Genomic DNA, 16,257 nt, shown 5'->3' with positions numbered 1-16,257 from the left:
GGCCAACCGGGGTGCAGATGTTCGTCGAGGGAAAGTGGATCTGGGTGCCAGACCACACGATCCAGTATCGGGCGCTAGCTGGTGATACGGGTGAAACCGACGGGGGGCATTGGTGCGGGCGGTTCGAGAACGGGCCTGGCTTCATGAGGGGCTATGCAACCTACTGTGCCATCCTGCCGCGAAACCCGACAGCGATTTTCGAACCTGCGTTTGCCCTTCGCGAGCGGTCCATCCGGCCTGTCCCATGACGAAGCCTGCCCTTGAGAAGGCGAGAGGGCGGACGACTTCGCAAGGTCGACCAAAACGGCTGCCCGCTGAGCGGTGCCGGATCCAGCTTCATCTCCCGGCGATCAAGGATGGGCATGCTGGCGGTACCTGACGACTGATCCATCGACGGACCTTCCGACCCCGGCAACAACCGGGACGTCCGGACACGTTGGGTGAGTGATTGCTTGCCTTCCTGGGGATCGGGCGTAAGATTCCGCCATGCTACGGTGGTGTCAGTCGCTGGATCGTCGTGGCGATTTGGATCGGGCGCACGTCGGAGATGAGCGTGATGCGGTCCTCATGGGTTTTCGCCCTGGCCTTTGCCGTCTGCCTCGGGGGCATCGGCGGCCAAGGGAATGCCGCGCCGCTCCATGACGCGGCCCGCACAGGCAACATCGACCAGATCAAGCAACTCCTTGCCACCGGCAGCGACGTAAACAGCCGCGACGACAATCGCGAGACGCCCCTGATCGAGGCCGCCCTCGCGGACCAGCCCGAAGCCGTTGCGGCGCTGATCGAGGCCGGAGCCGATCTCGAGGCGCGCAACGACCGCGGGTTCACCGCACTCCATGCCGCGGCCTATGCGGGCAGCCTACGCATCGCGATCCTGCTGCTGGACCATGGCGCCATGGTCGATGCCAGGAGCCTGCACGCCATCAGGCCGCTGCATGTCGCCGCCGAGCAGAACCAGGCCGCGGTTGCCGAGCTGCTGATCGCACGCGGAGCCGATGTCGAGGCGGTCCAGGGCGACGGCTACTCGCCGTTGACCCGGGCGACCTTCTACAAGAGCGCCGCAGTGATGGCGCTGCTGAAGCGGCACGGCGCCCGATGCCAGCCGAAGGAAAAGATCGGCGCCTCGGAGGCCGCGTGCCTTGCGGCCGCGAATTGACCGGATCGGAGAAGAGGAGTGCCTGCCATGGTCTTGCGCTGCTTCCCAACCTCTGGATGGTTGCCACGTGCGGTGAAACCCGTCCCGCTGCTCCTCTGCCTGGGCATCGGCACCGCCGTAGGAGCCGACGGCGTGAACACCGGTTACTTCGGCAACATCGCCATCAAGGGCTACGACCCGGTTGCCTACTTCACCGAGGGCCGCCCGACCAAGGGGGCTCCCGAGTTCAGTTACGATTGGCTCGGCGCCACGTGGCAGTTTTCGAACACAGGGAACCGGGACGCCTTCGCGGCCGAGCCCATTCGTTACGCGCCGCAGTATGGCGGCTTCTGCGCCCTGGGAACGGCGAACGAGGAAGCCTCGGCCAACATCGATCCGGAAGCCTGGCGGATCGTTGACGGAAAACTCTACCTGTTCGGCGGAGGGGAAGGCCTGGAGGAGGATTTCGACGCCCACGCCGGCGATGTGGTCGCGAAGGCCGACGTCAACTGGCCGGAGATCCGGCAGAAGGAATTCCAGGCCCGGCGGGCTGGCAAATGAGCGTCGGCCTCGAGCCTCCGACCTGGGCCGCGGCCCTTCGTGGCGACGTCATCGGGCGACCGAAAAGTACCGGACGGTGGTGGAGTCGGGATAAACGTACTCGTCCCGAGTCTCGGCGCTTCCGCCGGGATTGCGGTAGACCGGGCTACAGAATTTCCGGCCGAGCAGGACCCCCGCGGATTGCGTGCAGAAGCGGTCCTGTTCGAGCGTGAACCGGCCCACGGCCATCCTCGTTTGCGTACGCACCGCGAAATCGCCGTTCGAGCCGAGCTGCATGACGAACGATGCGCCGTTCTGGAGGTGCCCGGTCCACGTCCTGCCCGAAGCGAGGGAGCGGATCGCCGCCGCGTCCAGCCGATCCTCCGGGCGGCCCCTGAACCCGAAACACCACTCCGGCAGGCCCGCCTTGAGGAGGGCCGACATCCGGTGGTCCAGATCCTCCGGCCGCCGATGATGCCCGTACATGACGCGGAGACTGGCAACACTTTGACTGTCGATCCTCCTGAGAATGGCCTCCACGGCCTTGTGCGCATCCTCCATGCGGCCCAGTTGGGCGCTTGCCATGGCGATGGTCTCGATGCCGACATCGCCCAAGCCGTCAGGGCCGGCCGAGCGCAGGACCTTGAGCGCCTCCTCGTACCGGCGGTTCATGTACAGCACCAGGCCGTAGTAGTCGTAGACCTGCGCCTTCGGCTTCGGATCGAGTTGCAGCACCCGTTCCATGGCCGTCAAGGCTTCGGGGTGTCGCCCCGCATAGGTGAGCACGATGGCGAGGTTGAGCTTGGCGTCGGCGCCGTTCGGATCGAGCGCGACCGCCCGTTGCACCGACTCGATCGCGCGGTCGATCTCGCCGTCGAGCATTTGCAGGATGCCGAGGACGGCATAGGCCCGCGGCAGTCCCGGATTGAGTTCCAGGGCCCGACCTGCCGACGCATAGGCCTGCTGGCGGGCGACCGCACTCAGCATTAGGGGCTGGAAGTCGAAGGCGAGGACGTCGACGATCGCTCGCGCATGGCCCGCATAGGCGTCGGCGAACCCGGGATCGAGGGAGATCGCCTTCTCGTACATGGTGAGGGCTTCGCCCAGGGATCGGGCCCCGACCGAATAGACCTTCTGTTCGGCCCGCAGGTAGAAATCGTAGGCTTCGAGGTTGCGGGTGGGCAGGCGGGTGATGGCGGAGGCCTCAGTCTCGGTCAGCCGGACCGACAGGGCCTCGACGACACGCTTGATCAACTGGTCTTGCAACTCGAAGATCCTGGTGGCGCTGCCGTCATAGCGCTCCGCCCAGACGGTGCTGGCGGTGGCGGCATCGGCAAGCTGCATATTGACCCGGATGGTGTCGCCCGCACGGCGGACGTTGCCCCCGAGCACGTACCGGACGCCCAACTGCCGGGCGATCGTGCCGACGTCCTTGGGCTGGTCCTTGAACGCGAACGCCGAGTGGCGGGCAATCACCGTCAGCCCTGAGATCTTGGACAGGTCGGTGATGAGATCGTCGGTGAGTCCGTCGGCAAAATAGTCCTGCTGGGGATTGTCGCCGGGACCGTCGAACGGGAGGACGACGAGCGAGGGCTTGCCGCCCCCCAGCCCGGCCGAGCGCAGGAGGTCCGACACTAGGGTGGCCGGCCGGGGCCAAAGCGCCACACCGGTCGCGGCCACGATGGCTAACAGGACCAGCGCCGCAGCCAGGGTGGACCAGCGCGGCCGCTGGCCTAGGCGTCGTGCAGGCAGCTTCAGCAGGACGCGATAGACCCGGACCGGCTCGGGGATGTTCTTCAGGTGTCGGTTGCCAAGCGACTGGAACGCAACGTCAAGCTTGTTCCTGGCTTGGTCATAAGCCGGTCCGGAGATGACGATCCCGTCAGGCTCACAGATGGCTTCCAGCCGGGCGGCAACATTGACCCCGTCGCCGTAGACGTCGTCGCCATCGACGATGACGTCGCCAAGGTTGATGCCGATCCGGAGCGAGATCCGCGCCTGCTCGGGGAGGGTCTCGCGCTGGGTGGCGATCGCACGCTGGATCTCCACGGCGCACGCCACGGCATCGACCACGCTCGCGAACTCGACCAGCGTGCCGTCGCCCATGAGCTTGACGATGCGGCCGTGATGGCTCGCGATCACCGGATCGACGACATCGTGGCGCAGCGCCTTGAGCCGGGTCAGGGTGCCCGTCTCGTCGAGGCTCATGAGGCGGCTGTACCCCACCACGTCGGCGGCGAGGATCGCGACCAGCTTGCGTTCGACCTGCGGTGTCTCGTCCACATCGGCCATGATAGAGAAATCGGTCGGCGAGGCCACGGAAAAGGCCGTCTCACCAGGATGGTCCCAGGCGGGGAAACCTCCCCAGCAGCCGCCTCCTTACCGTACCTGGCATCGATACCATCTGCCGCTTCCCCCGAATTCGGGCCGATGCTCTGCTTGCCCCTGCCGAGGGCCGGGCCGCGGGGATCGATACGAGCATCCATGAAGAGAGTGGACGCGATGCACGGTAGCCCTCCGGGTCGTCGCTGCCGCCATGGAGGTCTCGCATCCAGACAAGTAGCAAAAGCCGCCGAATCTGATTTGGCTTGCTGGGGACCCTCCAGGTCCTCTGGTGGTTTGTGGAACGTGAGAGTTGAAGAGGTAGAGAGGGCAACCAGCCGTCTTCTCTGTCCCAGCCTGAACGCGCTTTCCACCGCAGGTTACCTGTTCTCGATCTCCTTCACGGCATCCCTCGCGTCGGATCCGAGCAAGTCATCATCTTGGATAGCCGCAAGGGCAGGCAGCGCCGCTCGCGCTGAAGGGCCGATTTTCCTTAAAGCGATGATGGCTTGCCATCGCACGGGAGGTTTTCCATCCGCGAGCACGTGGATCAAGGCTGGAACCGCCTCCGCAGCTTGGGGCCCAAATTGTCCCAGAGTTCTTGCCGCCCACCCGCGCTCGAACACAGTGCCCTGTTCCAAAGCAGGTACAAGGTTCGGTACCGTCACCTCCATGGGCAACGTGGCTATGGTGAGGCCGTCGAACAGCCGCTCTGCCGTCTTAGCTGCCGCCGCAGACCACCTGTACGGAAGTCGATAGGTAACCGGATAATACTCCAACTCCGATTGGTGTGCTCCCGGCTTCCAAACCAGAAGCAGTTCGCGTGCCTCCCGCCGCCGCCCGAGGTGTGCATACGTCGCGGCGAGAGGAGGCACCAGTTCGATAGCCTGCGGGTCGGCCTGGAGCGCCCTTGCGAAGACACGCGCGGTTTCGTCGAGATCACCTTTCGCGAACAGCGCTACGCCCCGGGCTAGGGCGTAGTGACTGGGGTAATTAGGATTGAGCCGCATGGCGGTCTCGATGAATTCCAGGCCGGCTTGCGGCTTGCCCGTGGTGATCATGGCCCAGGCCATGCCGAGATGGGCTTCAGGATCATTGGGATCGAGTGCAAGTGCCCGCGCCGCGTCGGCAAAGGCGTCGTCATGCCGCCCGGCGTACAGGTTGAAATGCGCCGCCGCGACGTTCGCAAGCGACGACGGCCGCGACTTCGCCTCGCGCATGTATAGCCTGGCAGTCTCGGCCGCTTGTTCGGTGCTCATGCCCAACGGCTCGCTCCAGTGCCATGCACCGCCCCGGAAATAGACCAGCGCCAGGGCGGCATAGGCCCTCCCGTAGTTCGGATCGAGAGCGATCGCGGCTTTCAACTCGCCCGCGGCCCGTGCGTTCTCCGCAGGCGTGAAGCGGAGATAGGATTCCCAGCCGCGCTGGAAGGCCTCACGCGCGGCGATGCTCTTCGTCTGCCCGCGGCCGATCTCCTCCTGCTCGTCCTTGGAGAGGTTGAGCGCCAAAGCCTGAACGATGATTTGGACGAACTTGTCCTGAACGGCGAATATGTCCTTGGCGCTGCCGTCGTGACGCTCGGCCCAGAGGGGCACGCCCGTGGTCGCGTCGATGAGCTGCGCATTGACACGGACTTGGTCACCGGCCCGGCGCACGCTGCCTTCGAGCACGTAGTGCACGCCCAACTTCTCCGCCACCTCACGCGCAGTCACGGCTCGGCCCTTGAACGGAAAGACCGAGTTGCGGGCGACAACGAACAGCCCCGCGACCTTCGACAGGTCGGTGATGAGGTCCTCGGTCATGCCGTCGACGAAGTACTCCTGCTCCGGATCGCCGCTCAGGTTGGCGAACGGCAGAACGGCGATCGACGGCTTATCGGGCAGCGGCAGTGCCATCCGCTCGACGGATGCAGGCTCCAGCCGCGGTTCCCATGGACGCAGCCAGAGCAGGGGTCCAATCACCAGCAAGGCCAGTACGGCCGCCCCTGCGGCGGCCCATCGGCGAAAGCGCCGCGCATGAAGCCGCAAGCTTGGCCGCGATCCGTTCAGCCGGACCCGATAGGTCCGTACCGGCCGGCTGATGTTCTTCACCCGCTGCTCGCCGACGAAATCCAGGGTCAGGTCGAGCTTGCCCTGAAGATGGTCATAAGCTGTGCCGGAGACCAGAACCCGGCCCGGCTCGCACAATTGCTCCAGCCGGGCTGCCACGTTGACGCCGTCGCCGAGCAGGTCCTCCCCCTCGACCACGACGTCGCCAAGATTGATGCCGATGCGAAACACGATCCGGTGCTCGGCCGGCACATCGGCCTGCCGCTCGGCTGCGCCCTTCTGCACGCCGACCGCACAGGCTACAGCGTCGACCACCGAGCCGAACTCGGCAATGGCCCCGTCGCCCATCAACTTGACAATCCGGCCGTGGTGCGCCGCCAGCAGCGGCTCGATGACCTTGTGTCGCAGGTCCTTTAAGGCCGACAGGGTAGCGGCCTCATCCTGCTCAATGAGGTGAGAATAGCCGACGACGTCCGCCGCCAGGATCGCCGCAAGCCGCCGCTCGACCCATGCTGTTGCCATAGCCGTCTCTCCCTGGAGAGATACGCCGGGTAGGCCCCTGCTGCGTCCGCAGTCGACCCCTTAACTCGCAGGGCGTCTCAATGCTCTTAACCATGATACCAGTGGCGGTTCGCATTGGCGATAACACCGGATCGGCTGTTCCGGCGGCCGCGAGAGATACTGCGTCAGCGGGACCGGGGATATGGCAATGGACGGTCTGATGGCGTTTGCTCCTGAAGGCCACAACAATCGACGCGCTCCATCGTGCAGATCGATCTGGAAGTAAGTTGAAATTACATTTCATAAAGAGCCTTCTATGAAACTCCATGTCTTAATCCCGGAAGGTCCTAAAATGGCACATTTGAGAAGGTAGCCGAAGGACAGCTAACTCAGCCGAAGCAGACGTTCGCGAACAGTCGGGGATCGGCAGAAATGACCGTTTGCAGCCCTTCGAAATTCCCACGGCGAACATTGGCGCCTGATCGCTGCGGTGGAGAACACGAGCAGCAGCATCCGCCCTCAGTGCGCTGTGAATACATTCGGCATTATCGCCCCCCGCAAGCGTGCGTACTCCGCGACGCAAAGCGTCAGATGGTACAAGAGGCGCGTTGGAACGTTTCGCGAGAGCGGCTCGCCTTGGCTCGAAACATGATTGATCCAGAGCGGCCCGGATGAAGGGAAATGCGTCCTCATCATGGCCACGAGGAAAGCGTCGGCCTCGGCCGGATCCGCGTTGAGGAACTCCGTTCGGGCGATGGCTGCCTTGACGGCCTCCGTCTGCGGCCAGAGAAGCCGTCCGGACTCCAGCGTGGCACCGTGTGGGTCGATGGCTTCGACCACGAGGCCCTCACGGTCGACACCGTGCCGACGGGCTGTCTCGTAGAGACGCTCGGCCATGCCGGTCACGTCTTCCTCGTTGATCAGGCGACGGTAATGGTAGAGGAGCCAAACCCATTCGAAATGGTGCCCCGGTTCGCGTATCTGTCCCGCCTGGTCCGGAACTGGTGAGAGGTCAGGGCCAAGGAACTCGCGCAATGTGCCCGTCGGCGCGTCGAAGAATCGCTCCCTGAACAGGCTCAGGATTTCCCTCACCGGCACGATCCAGGCTTCATCTTCCGTTACCTCGTACCAGGCGAGCATCGCCTCGAGGAGGTGCATATGCGGGTTCTGCCGGCGTGGCGCCTGCTCAATGTTGGCCTCTTGCCAGCCACCGTAAACCGGGTCTTTCAGGTTAAGATCGAGGGCAGCCATAGCGGCGTGTGCCATCCGAAGAGCGGCGGGATCATGGCTCGCGCGGTACCACCAGGCCAAGCTGAAGAGCACGAAGGCCTGATCGTAGAAGTCGACGAGATCCGCCTGCGATGTACCCTCGCCAAGGCTTGCCATTGCGGCGAACGCCCCATCGGGACGTCGGAGCCGCCTCGTCATAAAGTCCAGTGCCCGTTCGGCAGCGGTGAAGGCCCAACTCTCGCTCGAGAGGCAGTAGGCATGACTGAAGGTATAGAGCATCCGGGTCTGGACGAGGCAGAGCCGACTCTCCTCGGCGACCGGATGCCCTTCCGGCGTCAACTCAGTAAAGTAACCGCCATGCTGCGGATCGAACGCGCGCTCGGCCCAGAACGGCAGGACTTGGGTAAGGAGAATTGAGAGGGGGCTCACCATGACCTGGAACTTATGATTACGGAGGCACGCGGCTCCGTCGTCTGTGGGCACCCACCCTCAAGCGAATGTCCTCCGCGATCCGACAGCCGATGCCTCTGATCAACCTATCTGGTGCTAAACGGGCTGCGACATCGCCTTACCGTCTTGGCGCGACTTGGCGCAGCCTCTGCTTCGCGGCTCTCTTGACCTGCCTCGGCGAGCACGTGGTCTCGCGCCTGACGAGTTCGGTCGGCACGATGACGGTTCGGGGCGGTGCATCGGGATTCGCGATGCGATGCAGCAACAGGTCGACCGCGGCCTTTCCGATTTCCGGCCGCGACATCGCAACGGTGGTCAGCGACGGGCGCCAGAGCGTGGCCTCGGCGATGTCGTCGAAGCCAACGACAGAGAAGTCCTTCCCGGGCGTCAACTCGCGCGAACGCAGCCCGAGCATGACGCCGAAGGCCATCACATCGTTGAAGCAGACCACTGCCGTCGGCGGCTCTGGCAAGTCGAGAAGCGACAGCACCTGGGCCATCCCCACATCGCGCGTTGCAGGTCCCGACAGCACGAGACGCGGCTCGAGCTGGATGCCGTTGTCGCTGAGCGCCTGCCGGTAGCCCACGAAGCGGTCGCGACCCGTCGAGATCTTCTCGTTGAGGCCAATGAATCCGATCCGCTCGTGACCGAGCCCGATGAGGTGCTCCACGGCCTTGATCATCCCGCCACGGTGGTCACCCTGAACTAGGTCGACCTCCGCGCCTGGCACCGCGCGGGATACCAGCACGCATGGCAGGCGCTGCGACCGCAACTGGTCGATCAGGCTTGCGTCGGTCCCGACCGCCGGCACCATCAGCAGACCGTCGACATTGTACTCGCGCACGGTCTCGACGAACGCGCTCTGCCGAGCCACCGACTCGGCTGTGTTCGACATCAGCACGATGCGGTTCTCGACCGTCAGCGCATCCTCCATGGCGGCGACGACCTCGGCGAAGTACGGATTGGTCAGGTCGTTGACCGCCATGGCGATCAGTTGCGTGTGCGGGGAGCGCAGGCTCGCCGCACCGCGGTTGTAAACGTAGCCAAGCTTCTTTGCGGCACTCAGGACCCGTTCGCGGGTGCGTTCGGGAATGCTCGGGCTGTTGCGCAAGACAAGGGATACCGTTGCCTTCGACACGCCACTGGCCTTGGCGATGTCCACCAGGGTCGGCCGGGGTCCGATTTTCACGGTTTTTGCTGCACTCACGGCCCGGGCACCCTCCAGGAAACCTGGCTCATCCATGTCATTCCCCTTCGTCGGGCGTCAAGAGGCCTGTGCTAAGCGAGTCCATGCAGGGCCAGGACCGTGCGCATGCGCGACGCCGCACGGCCCGGGTCGGCGAACAGGCCGATCGAGGCCGCGTGCCGGAAGACCCGCGACAGGTGCAGGATCGAGCGTGCGCCCTGCTGGGCCCCGAGCATCGTGAAGTGATCCTGATGCCCGCTGAGATAGGCCAGGAAGACGACTCCCGTCTTGTAATACTGTGTCGGCGCCCGGAACAGCTCCCGCGACAGTTCCACCGTGGGATCGAGGATGGCCCTGAAGGCCTCTCGTCCGGACGCTTCTCCCTGTTCCGTGAGGGCACGGAGTGCCGCCGAGGCGGCCGGGGCGATGGGGTCGAAGATGCCGAGAAGTGCATGGCTGAAGCCAGTCTCGTCCCCGGCGATCATTTCCGGATAGTTGAAGTCGTCACCCGTATACATCTTCACGCTTGCCGGAAGGCGGCGGCGCATGGCGATCTCGTACCGTGCCTCGAGAAGAGAGATCTTGATGCCGTCGACCTTGTCGACATTGTCCTCGATCATCCCGAGGCAGACGTCCATCGCCTCGTCGACGCCATTCTGTCCCCAGTAGCCGGCAAGCGCCGGATCGAACATGTCGCCGAGCCAGTGCAGGATGACGGGCTGGTCGGCCTCGGCGAGCACGCGTTGATAGACCGATGCGTAGTCCTCCGGGCCCTTGGCGGCCCGCACCAAGGCGCGACTCGCCATGAGGATGACCCGGCCACCGATCCCCTGCACGAACGAGAGCTGCTCCAGGTACGCTCGGACCACGTCGTCCAACGTCGCGTTGGCGGAATCGAGATGGTCCGTACCGACGCCGGAGAATACGACGGCCCCGGGACGCGACCGTGCCGCCTCGACCGTATTCCGGATCAGGACCTGGGCGGAGGCCCAGTTCAATCCCATGCCGCGCTGGGCGGTGTCCATTGCCTCCGCGACACCGAGCCCGAGGTCCCAGAGGTGATCGCGGAAGCGCTGCGTGGCGTCGAAGTCGATAGCGACGTCCCGCATCGGCGAGATGTCGGCCAGCGGGTTGGACACGACGTGTCCGGCCGAGAGGGCCACCCGCGCCAGGGGCTGCCCGGCCTTCGCCGGACGCCATGAGGCTGCCTTCGGCATCGTGAATTCCTCGAGACGTCCGTCGTCGTTCGGCAAGCGGATCGATGATGTCATGTGTTCTCTCCCTGGTTGGATTGACGGCGGCGCATCAGGAGGGACGTATCCCCATCCTGCACGATCGTTCCGTCTTGTTTGGTGACCTCGAAGGCCAAGGTGAGGATGGCCTGCTCCTTACGCGACAAGCGTGTGCCGGCGACGCGCACTTTCGCGCCGATCCGATCCCCGGCGAGGATCGGGGCGCGGAACCTCCAGTTCCAGCCCAGCGACGCGATGGCCATGAGCCGGACCGAGGATCGGTTCTTCAGCCCGTCGACCAGGGCAAGCCCCAGGAGCCCATGCGCTAGGCGGGCGGGAAAGCCTTGGGCGCGCGCGAACTCGTCGTCCATGTGGACGTCGAAGAAGTCACCGGACAGGCCAGCGAAGCCGACGATGTGGGCGTCGGTCACGACGATGCGCCCCGTCTCGTAGCGGTCGCCCTCGCGCAGGTCCTCGAACCAGTATTCGCCCGGTGCGAGCGGCTGCCCCGACGCCGTCATCAGAGCCTCCTCACGGCCATGCCGCCGTCCACCCGCACGACCTCGCCGGTCGAGTAGGCAAGCTGGCCTGATGCCAGCATCGCCACGGCCCTGCCGATGTCCCCCGGCTCACCCCAGCGCCGGATCGGGATCAGGCCCTCACCGATGAGGCGGTCGTACTTCTCCGTGGCGACCGCCGTCATCTGGGTGCGGATGACGCCGGGGCGGATCTCGTAGGAGCCGATGCCGTGGTCGGCCAGGCGCAGGGCGTAGAGCTGCGCCATCATCGAGAGGCCCGTCTTGGAGATGCAGTAATCCGCCCGGTCGAGCGAGGCGAACTCGGCGTTAAGCGACGAGATCGTGACGACGCTGCGGAACGACGGGGAGGGCGCATCGATCATGCGTCGCGCGACCTCCTGGGTCAGGAAGAAGGGTCCCTTGAGGTTGATCGCCATGAGGCGGTCGTAGCTTTCGGGGGTCACGTTCAGGATGTCGTCACGCACCTTGACCGAAACGCCGGCGTTGTTGACGAGACAGTCGATGCCGCCGAAGGCGTCCCAGGCGGCGTCGACCGCGCGCGCATGGCCCTGCACGTCCGACACATCGAAGGGCAGGGCTTGGGCCTCGCCGCCGCGCTGCGCGATCCCGGCCACCGTCTCGCCGAGATCGTCCGAGCCCGGCAGGTCGTTGACGACCACCCGGAATCCGGCATCGGACAGGGCGAACGCGATGGCGCGCCCGATGCCCCGCCCCGCGCCCGTCACCAGTGCCGTCGACTTTCCTTTGCTCATTGAAGCCTCCCTGGGCCAGCCCCGTATCGGGGGTTCGATAATTTCCGCTTGCCAAAGCCGCTCTGCACGTTTACTAGATCGGTCTACTAGATCGGTCTAGTGGATCGATCTAGTGAAGTCAAGCCAGAAGGCACCCTGCTCAACCGAGGGGCATCACAGGAGGAAAGCCGATGAATTATTCGATCAGCCGTCGCACGTTCGTCACCGGTATGGGAGCCATGGGCCTCGCGGCCACGGGCGTCCGGGCCCAGGGTCTCGGCCCGATGCCGTCATCCCCCGTCGCGCTCAACGTCATCGACGTCGCCGGCAACCTCGCGCTCAGCCAGAAGTCGATTGATGCCTACAAGCAGCTGAACCCGAAGGCCGTCTCCCGGATCACCTACACCAAGGCACCCGCACCCGAGCTCGCCAGCAAGCTCAAGGCCCAGCAGTCCGCCGGCCGCGTCGACATCGACATCGTCCTGACCGGAACCGATGCTTTGTTCGCAGGCATCGAGCAGCAGCTCTTCCAGGAACTCCTGCCGCAGTTCTCCGGTGTCCTGCCTAAGCCCGAGGACATCTTCGATGGCGGCGCACTCAAGATGCAGGCCCTTGCCAAGGGCTACGGCCTGGAGATCGCCTACTCCCCGTCGGGACCGCTGTTCGAGTACCGTCCGGACCGCGTGAAGAACGTGCCAAAGACCGCCGAGGACCTCCTGGCCTACACGCGCGAGAACAAGGGGCGGTTCCTGTACGCACGCCCAGCCAATTCCGGTCCCGGCCGCACCTTCCTGATGGGACTTCCCTACCTGCTGAAGGATCAGGATCCGACGGATCCGCAGAAGGGCTGGGACAAGACCTGGGCCTACCTGAAGGCGCTCGGCGAGAACATCGAGTATTACCCTTCCGGGACCGGGCAGACGATGAAGGAGATCGGCGACGGCTCCCGCGACATGATCGTCTCGACGGTCGGCTGGTACATCAACCCGCGTGCATTGGGCATCGTACCCAAGGAGGTCGGCCTGTTTGCCCTGGAAGGATTCCACTGGGTGTCCGACGCGCAGTACTTTGCGGTGCCGAAGGGCGTCGCGCCGGAGAAGATGCCCGTCGTCATCGACCTGCTCAAGCACATGCTCAAGCCCGAGCAGCAGGCATACTTCTACGACGAGGGCTACTTCTATCCGGGTCCTTCGGTGAAGGCCGCAACCCTCGCCATGGCGCCGAAGGAAAGCCAGGACGTCATCAAGGAATACGGCTGGCCGGACTACGACCGCCTCATCGGCTCGGCGCCTGTCGAGCTGCAACTCCAGCCGGAGCAGCTCGTCGTCGCCTTCCGTCGGTGGGACGAGGAGGTCGGCGGGGCCAAGCGCAAGTAAGTCGGCGGGGAGCCGCAATCAGGCAGCCTGCCTCGTTCAGGCTGCCGCCCATTCATCCCGTGATCGTCGACTGAAGCCAGCGCGCTTGGTCGAGACATAGAGGAGTCAGTTCATGACCATCGCACTTCAACACTTCAACGAGCTTCGGCTCGACCAGGTTCGTCGCGAGTTTGGCAGCCTGAACGCACTCAAGAATGTCACCCTGACCGTCAAGCGCGGCGAGTTCATCGCGTTGCTCGGCCCTTCCGGCTGCGGCAAGTCGACGACGCTGAACTGCATCGCGGGCCTCCTGCCTGTTACCGGCGGCGGCATCTGGCTCGACAAGCGGCGCATCGACACGCTTCGGCCGGAAGAGCGTGGCTTCGGCATGGTGTTCCAGAACTACGCGCTGTTCCCGCACCTGACCGTGCGCCAGAACATCGGCTTCGGCCTCAAGATGCGGGGCACCGCCAAGGCCGAGATGGAGCGCAAGATCGAGGAGGCGCTCAACCTCGTCCGTCTTCAGGGACAGGGCCACAAGCTGCCGGGCCAATTGTCAGGCGGCCAGCAGCAGCGCGTGGCGATCGCCCGCGCCATCGTCATCGAGCCGCCGCTCGTGCTCATGGACGAGCCCCTGTCCAATCTCGACGCCAAGCTCAGACTCGAGATGCGGGCCGAGATCCGGCGCATCCACAACACGCTGGGCGCCACCACGATCTACGTCACGCACGATCAGGACGAGGCGCTGTCGCTCGCCGACCGGATCGTCGTGCTGAAGGACGGCGTCATCCGCCAGGTCGGGACCCCGACCGAGCTGTACGAGGCGCCCGAGCATGTCGACGTCGCCGACTTCATGGGCTTCCGCAACCGCATCAAGGGGCAGGTGGTCCGCCAGAACGGCCGGCAGGCGACGATCGCAGTCGGCGGCAGCGAACTGACGGGCCTGATGCGCCACAGGGTGCAGGACGGCTCGGCCGCGTATGCCGCGATCCGGGCCGACGACCTGGTCGCGGGCGAGGCCGGCCCCAATGCGCTCGCGGCGCAGATCGAGACGATCGAGTACCGCGGCCGCGAGTTCGTCGGGACGGCGCGCACGCGTGACGGCATCGATCTCGTGTTCCGGTCCGACCATCCGGTCGAGCTCGGCTCCAACGTCCATCTCAGGGCGAGCGCGGACCGCGTGCTCGTCTTCGGCGGGGAGGCGTGACATGACCACGATCGCCACACCGTCCCTCGCGGACGCGGTCGAGCAGGGGCCGAACCTGAGGCAGCGCCTGGCGGCGCGCGGCTACGATGCCGTCACGCTCCTCGCGATCCCATCGCTGCTCTTCCTCGTCCTCCTCTTCATCTATCCCTTCACGTACGGCCTCATCCTGTCGTTCGAGCCGAAGGCCGGCGGGGTCCTGTCCAACTACCAGCGCTTCTTCTCGGACCCCTATCTCTATCAGACGATCTGGAAGACGCTGCTCCTGTCGATACCGGTCACGCTGCTCAATCTCGCGATGGCCTTGCCGATCGCGTTCCGGGTGCGCCTGATGTGGCGTCAGCGCCTGCTGACCACGATCCTGGTCATCCCGATCACGCTCGGCACCGTCCTGATCGCCCAGGGACTGCTCAACTACCTCGGTCCGCAGGGATGGTTCAACCGCACCCTGCTGGCGATCGGCCTCATCGATGAGCCCCTGCGGCTCGTGCACAACTACTGGGGCGTCTTCGCGTCGCTCGTCATCAACGGCTTCCCGTTCACCTTCCTGCTCGTCCTCTCCTACGTCACCGGCATCGATCCGGCCCTGGAGCAGGCCGCGGCGACGTTAGGGGCCAGTGCGCGGCAGCGGTTCGCTCACGTCTACCTGCCGCTGCTCATGCCGGGGCTCGCCATCACGTTCTGCCTGAGTTTCGTGCAGGCCTTCTCGGTGTTTCCGTCCGCGGTGCTGCTCGGCGAGCCGGCCGGGGAGACCCGGGTGATTTCCATCGCCGCCTACCAGGCTGCCTTCGAGGAATACGACTACTCCATGGCCTCGGCCATCGCGATGATCATGGGCTTCGTCCAGCTTGCCATCGTGGTAGCGCTCCTTGCCTCACGTGGCCTGTTCTACCGCGGCCCCGCCAGCGGCGCGAAAGGATAAGACGATGATCCGTGATACCTCCCTCTCATCGAAGCTCTGGATCTATGCCGTCTGGGCGGTGGTCGGCTTCTTCGTCCTCAACCTCCTGGCCATGATCGCCTCCGTCGTGACGAGCTCGTTCGCCACGCGGTGGCTGGGCACCTGGTTCCCGACGGGCCTCACCACCCGCTGGTACTCGTCGGCCTGGAGCGAGTTCCAGCTCGGGGACGTCCTGCTCGTGACCTTCCAGGTCGTCGGGATGGTCGTCCTGATCTCGGGCCTCATCGGCGTCACCGGGGCCTATGCCCTCGCGCGCCGGGAGTTCGCCGGCAAGAAGCTGATCATGCTGGTCATGATCCTGCCGCTGATCATCCCGCCGATCACCTTCGGCATTCCGCTTGCGACGGTGCTCTACCAGACGGGCCTGGCCGGGACCTTCTGGGGCGTGGTAGCCGCGAACCTGGTGCCGACGGTGCCGTTCGTCATCCTCGTGATGATCCCGTTCATCGAGCAGATCGATCCGAAGATCGAGGCGGCGGCGCGCGTGTTCGGCGCCAACACCTTCAAGCTCTTCGTCCATGTCCTGATGCCCCTGCTGCTGCCGGGCATCCTCGCGGCGCTGCTGCTCGTCCTCGTGCGCACCATCGCGATGTTCGAACTGACCTTCCTCGTCGCCGGGCCGACCAGCCAGACGCTCGTGGTGGCCCTGTACTACGCGGTGTTCGCCTCCGGCGTCCGCGCCGTCCAGTCGATTGATGCCATGGCCGTCGTCTACATGGTTACGACACTCATCTGGCTCGTCATCGCCCTCAAGTTCGTCAACCCAACCCAGATCGTCACCCGTGCCAAGCAGCAGCCGGCGCACTGACGCCGGACGCATCCA

General features: G+C 65.1%; 14 protein-coding genes. 7 read left to right on the top strand and 7 right to left on the bottom strand.

The annotated features are described in order from the left end of the window. From KBI52_RS10830 to KBI52_RS10820, 3 genes are all read left to right on the top strand, one after another. A partial coding sequence (locus tag KBI52_RS10830) for a hypothetical protein (RefSeq protein WP_210807343.1) occupies nucleotides 1-248 on the top strand: 248 nt, incomplete at its 5' end. A 308-nt stretch (nucleotides 249-556) separates the two neighbouring features. Next, a complete protein-coding gene (locus KBI52_RS10825; RefSeq protein WP_247654325.1) occupies nucleotides 557-1,156 on the top strand; it encodes an ankyrin repeat domain-containing protein in 600 nt (199 codons plus the stop codon). Nucleotides 1,157-1,288: 132 nt separating this feature from the next. Continuing rightward, nucleotides 1,289-1,696, top strand: a complete 408-nt coding sequence (locus KBI52_RS10820; RefSeq protein ID WP_262265626.1) for a YHS domain-containing (seleno)protein — start codon at nucleotides 1,289-1,291, stop codon at nucleotides 1,694-1,696. A 48-nt stretch (nucleotides 1,697-1,744) separates the two neighbouring features. On the opposite strand, the gene KBI52_RS10815 is transcribed toward KBI52_RS10820, so the two are convergent. The 7 genes from KBI52_RS10815 to KBI52_RS10785 form a co-directional block, all read right to left on the bottom strand. Then, nucleotides 1,745-3,994 carry an adenylate/guanylate cyclase domain-containing protein gene (locus KBI52_RS10815; RefSeq protein WP_262265627.1) on the bottom strand — a complete coding sequence of 750 codons (2,250 nt, stop codon included), beginning with the start codon at nucleotides 3,992-3,994 and terminating at the stop codon, nucleotides 1,745-1,747. Between the two features lie 383 nt (nucleotides 3,995-4,377). Continuing rightward, nucleotides 4,378-6,567: a tetratricopeptide repeat protein gene (locus tag KBI52_RS10810; protein WP_210807339.1), complete on the bottom strand. Its 2,190-nt coding sequence runs from the start codon at nucleotides 6,565-6,567 to the stop codon at nucleotides 4,378-4,380. A gap of 498 nt (nucleotides 6,568-7,065) precedes the next feature. Then, nucleotides 7,066-8,208, bottom strand: coding sequence for an AGE family epimerase/isomerase (locus tag KBI52_RS10805; protein WP_210807337.1), 1,143 nt, complete (start codon nucleotides 8,206-8,208; stop codon nucleotides 7,066-7,068). A gap of 136 nt (nucleotides 8,209-8,344) precedes the next feature. Continuing rightward, nucleotides 8,345-9,469, bottom strand: a complete 1,125-nt coding sequence (locus tag KBI52_RS10800) for a LacI family DNA-binding transcriptional regulator (RefSeq protein WP_210807335.1) — start codon at nucleotides 9,467-9,469, stop codon at nucleotides 8,345-8,347. A 35-nt stretch (nucleotides 9,470-9,504) separates the two neighbouring features. Continuing rightward, nucleotides 9,505-10,683: a dihydrodipicolinate synthase family protein gene (locus tag KBI52_RS10795; RefSeq protein WP_210807333.1), complete on the bottom strand. Its 1,179-nt coding sequence runs from the start codon at nucleotides 10,681-10,683 to the stop codon at nucleotides 9,505-9,507. Further along, nucleotides 10,680-11,165: a MaoC/PaaZ C-terminal domain-containing protein gene (locus tag KBI52_RS10790; protein WP_210807331.1), complete on the bottom strand. Its 486-nt coding sequence runs from the start codon at nucleotides 11,163-11,165 to the stop codon at nucleotides 10,680-10,682. Before KBI52_RS10790 ends, KBI52_RS10795 begins: the two co-directional genes overlap by 4 nt. After that, entirely contained in the window at nucleotides 11,165-11,935 is a 771-nt protein-coding gene (locus KBI52_RS10785; protein WP_210807329.1) for a 3-ketoacyl-ACP reductase, read from the bottom strand. The genes KBI52_RS10790 and KBI52_RS10785 overlap by 1 nt, the downstream gene beginning before the upstream one ends. 170 nt (nucleotides 11,936-12,105) lie before the next feature. Here KBI52_RS10785 and KBI52_RS10780 point away from each other — a divergent pair, with 170 nt between their 5' ends. The 4 genes from KBI52_RS10780 to KBI52_RS10765 all read left to right on the top strand — a co-directional run bounded on the left by KBI52_RS10780 (nucleotide 12,106) and on the right by KBI52_RS10765 (nucleotide 16,242). Next, nucleotides 12,106-13,290: an ABC transporter substrate-binding protein gene (locus KBI52_RS10780; RefSeq protein ID WP_210807327.1), complete on the top strand. Its 1,185-nt coding sequence runs from the start codon at nucleotides 12,106-12,108 to the stop codon at nucleotides 13,288-13,290. Nucleotides 13,291-13,402: 112 nt separating this feature from the next. Further along, nucleotides 13,403-14,476: an ABC transporter ATP-binding protein gene (locus KBI52_RS10775; protein ID WP_210807326.1), complete on the top strand. Its 1,074-nt coding sequence runs from the start codon at nucleotides 13,403-13,405 to the stop codon at nucleotides 14,474-14,476. Nucleotide 14,477: 1 nt separating this feature from the next. Beyond that, entirely contained in the window at nucleotides 14,478-15,395 is a 918-nt protein-coding gene (locus KBI52_RS10770; RefSeq protein ID WP_210807324.1) for an ABC transporter permease, read from the top strand. A gap of 4 nt (nucleotides 15,396-15,399) precedes the next feature. Next, nucleotides 15,400-16,242 (top strand): ABC transporter permease, encoded by an 843-nt coding sequence (locus KBI52_RS10765; RefSeq protein WP_210807322.1) that lies wholly within the window; start codon nucleotides 15,400-15,402, stop codon nucleotides 16,240-16,242. Nucleotides 16,243-16,257: the final 15 nt, after the last annotated feature.

The organism is Microvirga sp. HBU67558 (assembly GCF_018069605.1).
Classification (GTDB): domain Bacteria; phylum Pseudomonadota; class Alphaproteobacteria; order Rhizobiales; family Beijerinckiaceae; genus Microvirga; species Microvirga terrae.
The sequence above is the reverse complement of the archived record's forward strand: the minus strand, read 5'-3'. Positions and strand labels throughout refer to the sequence as shown.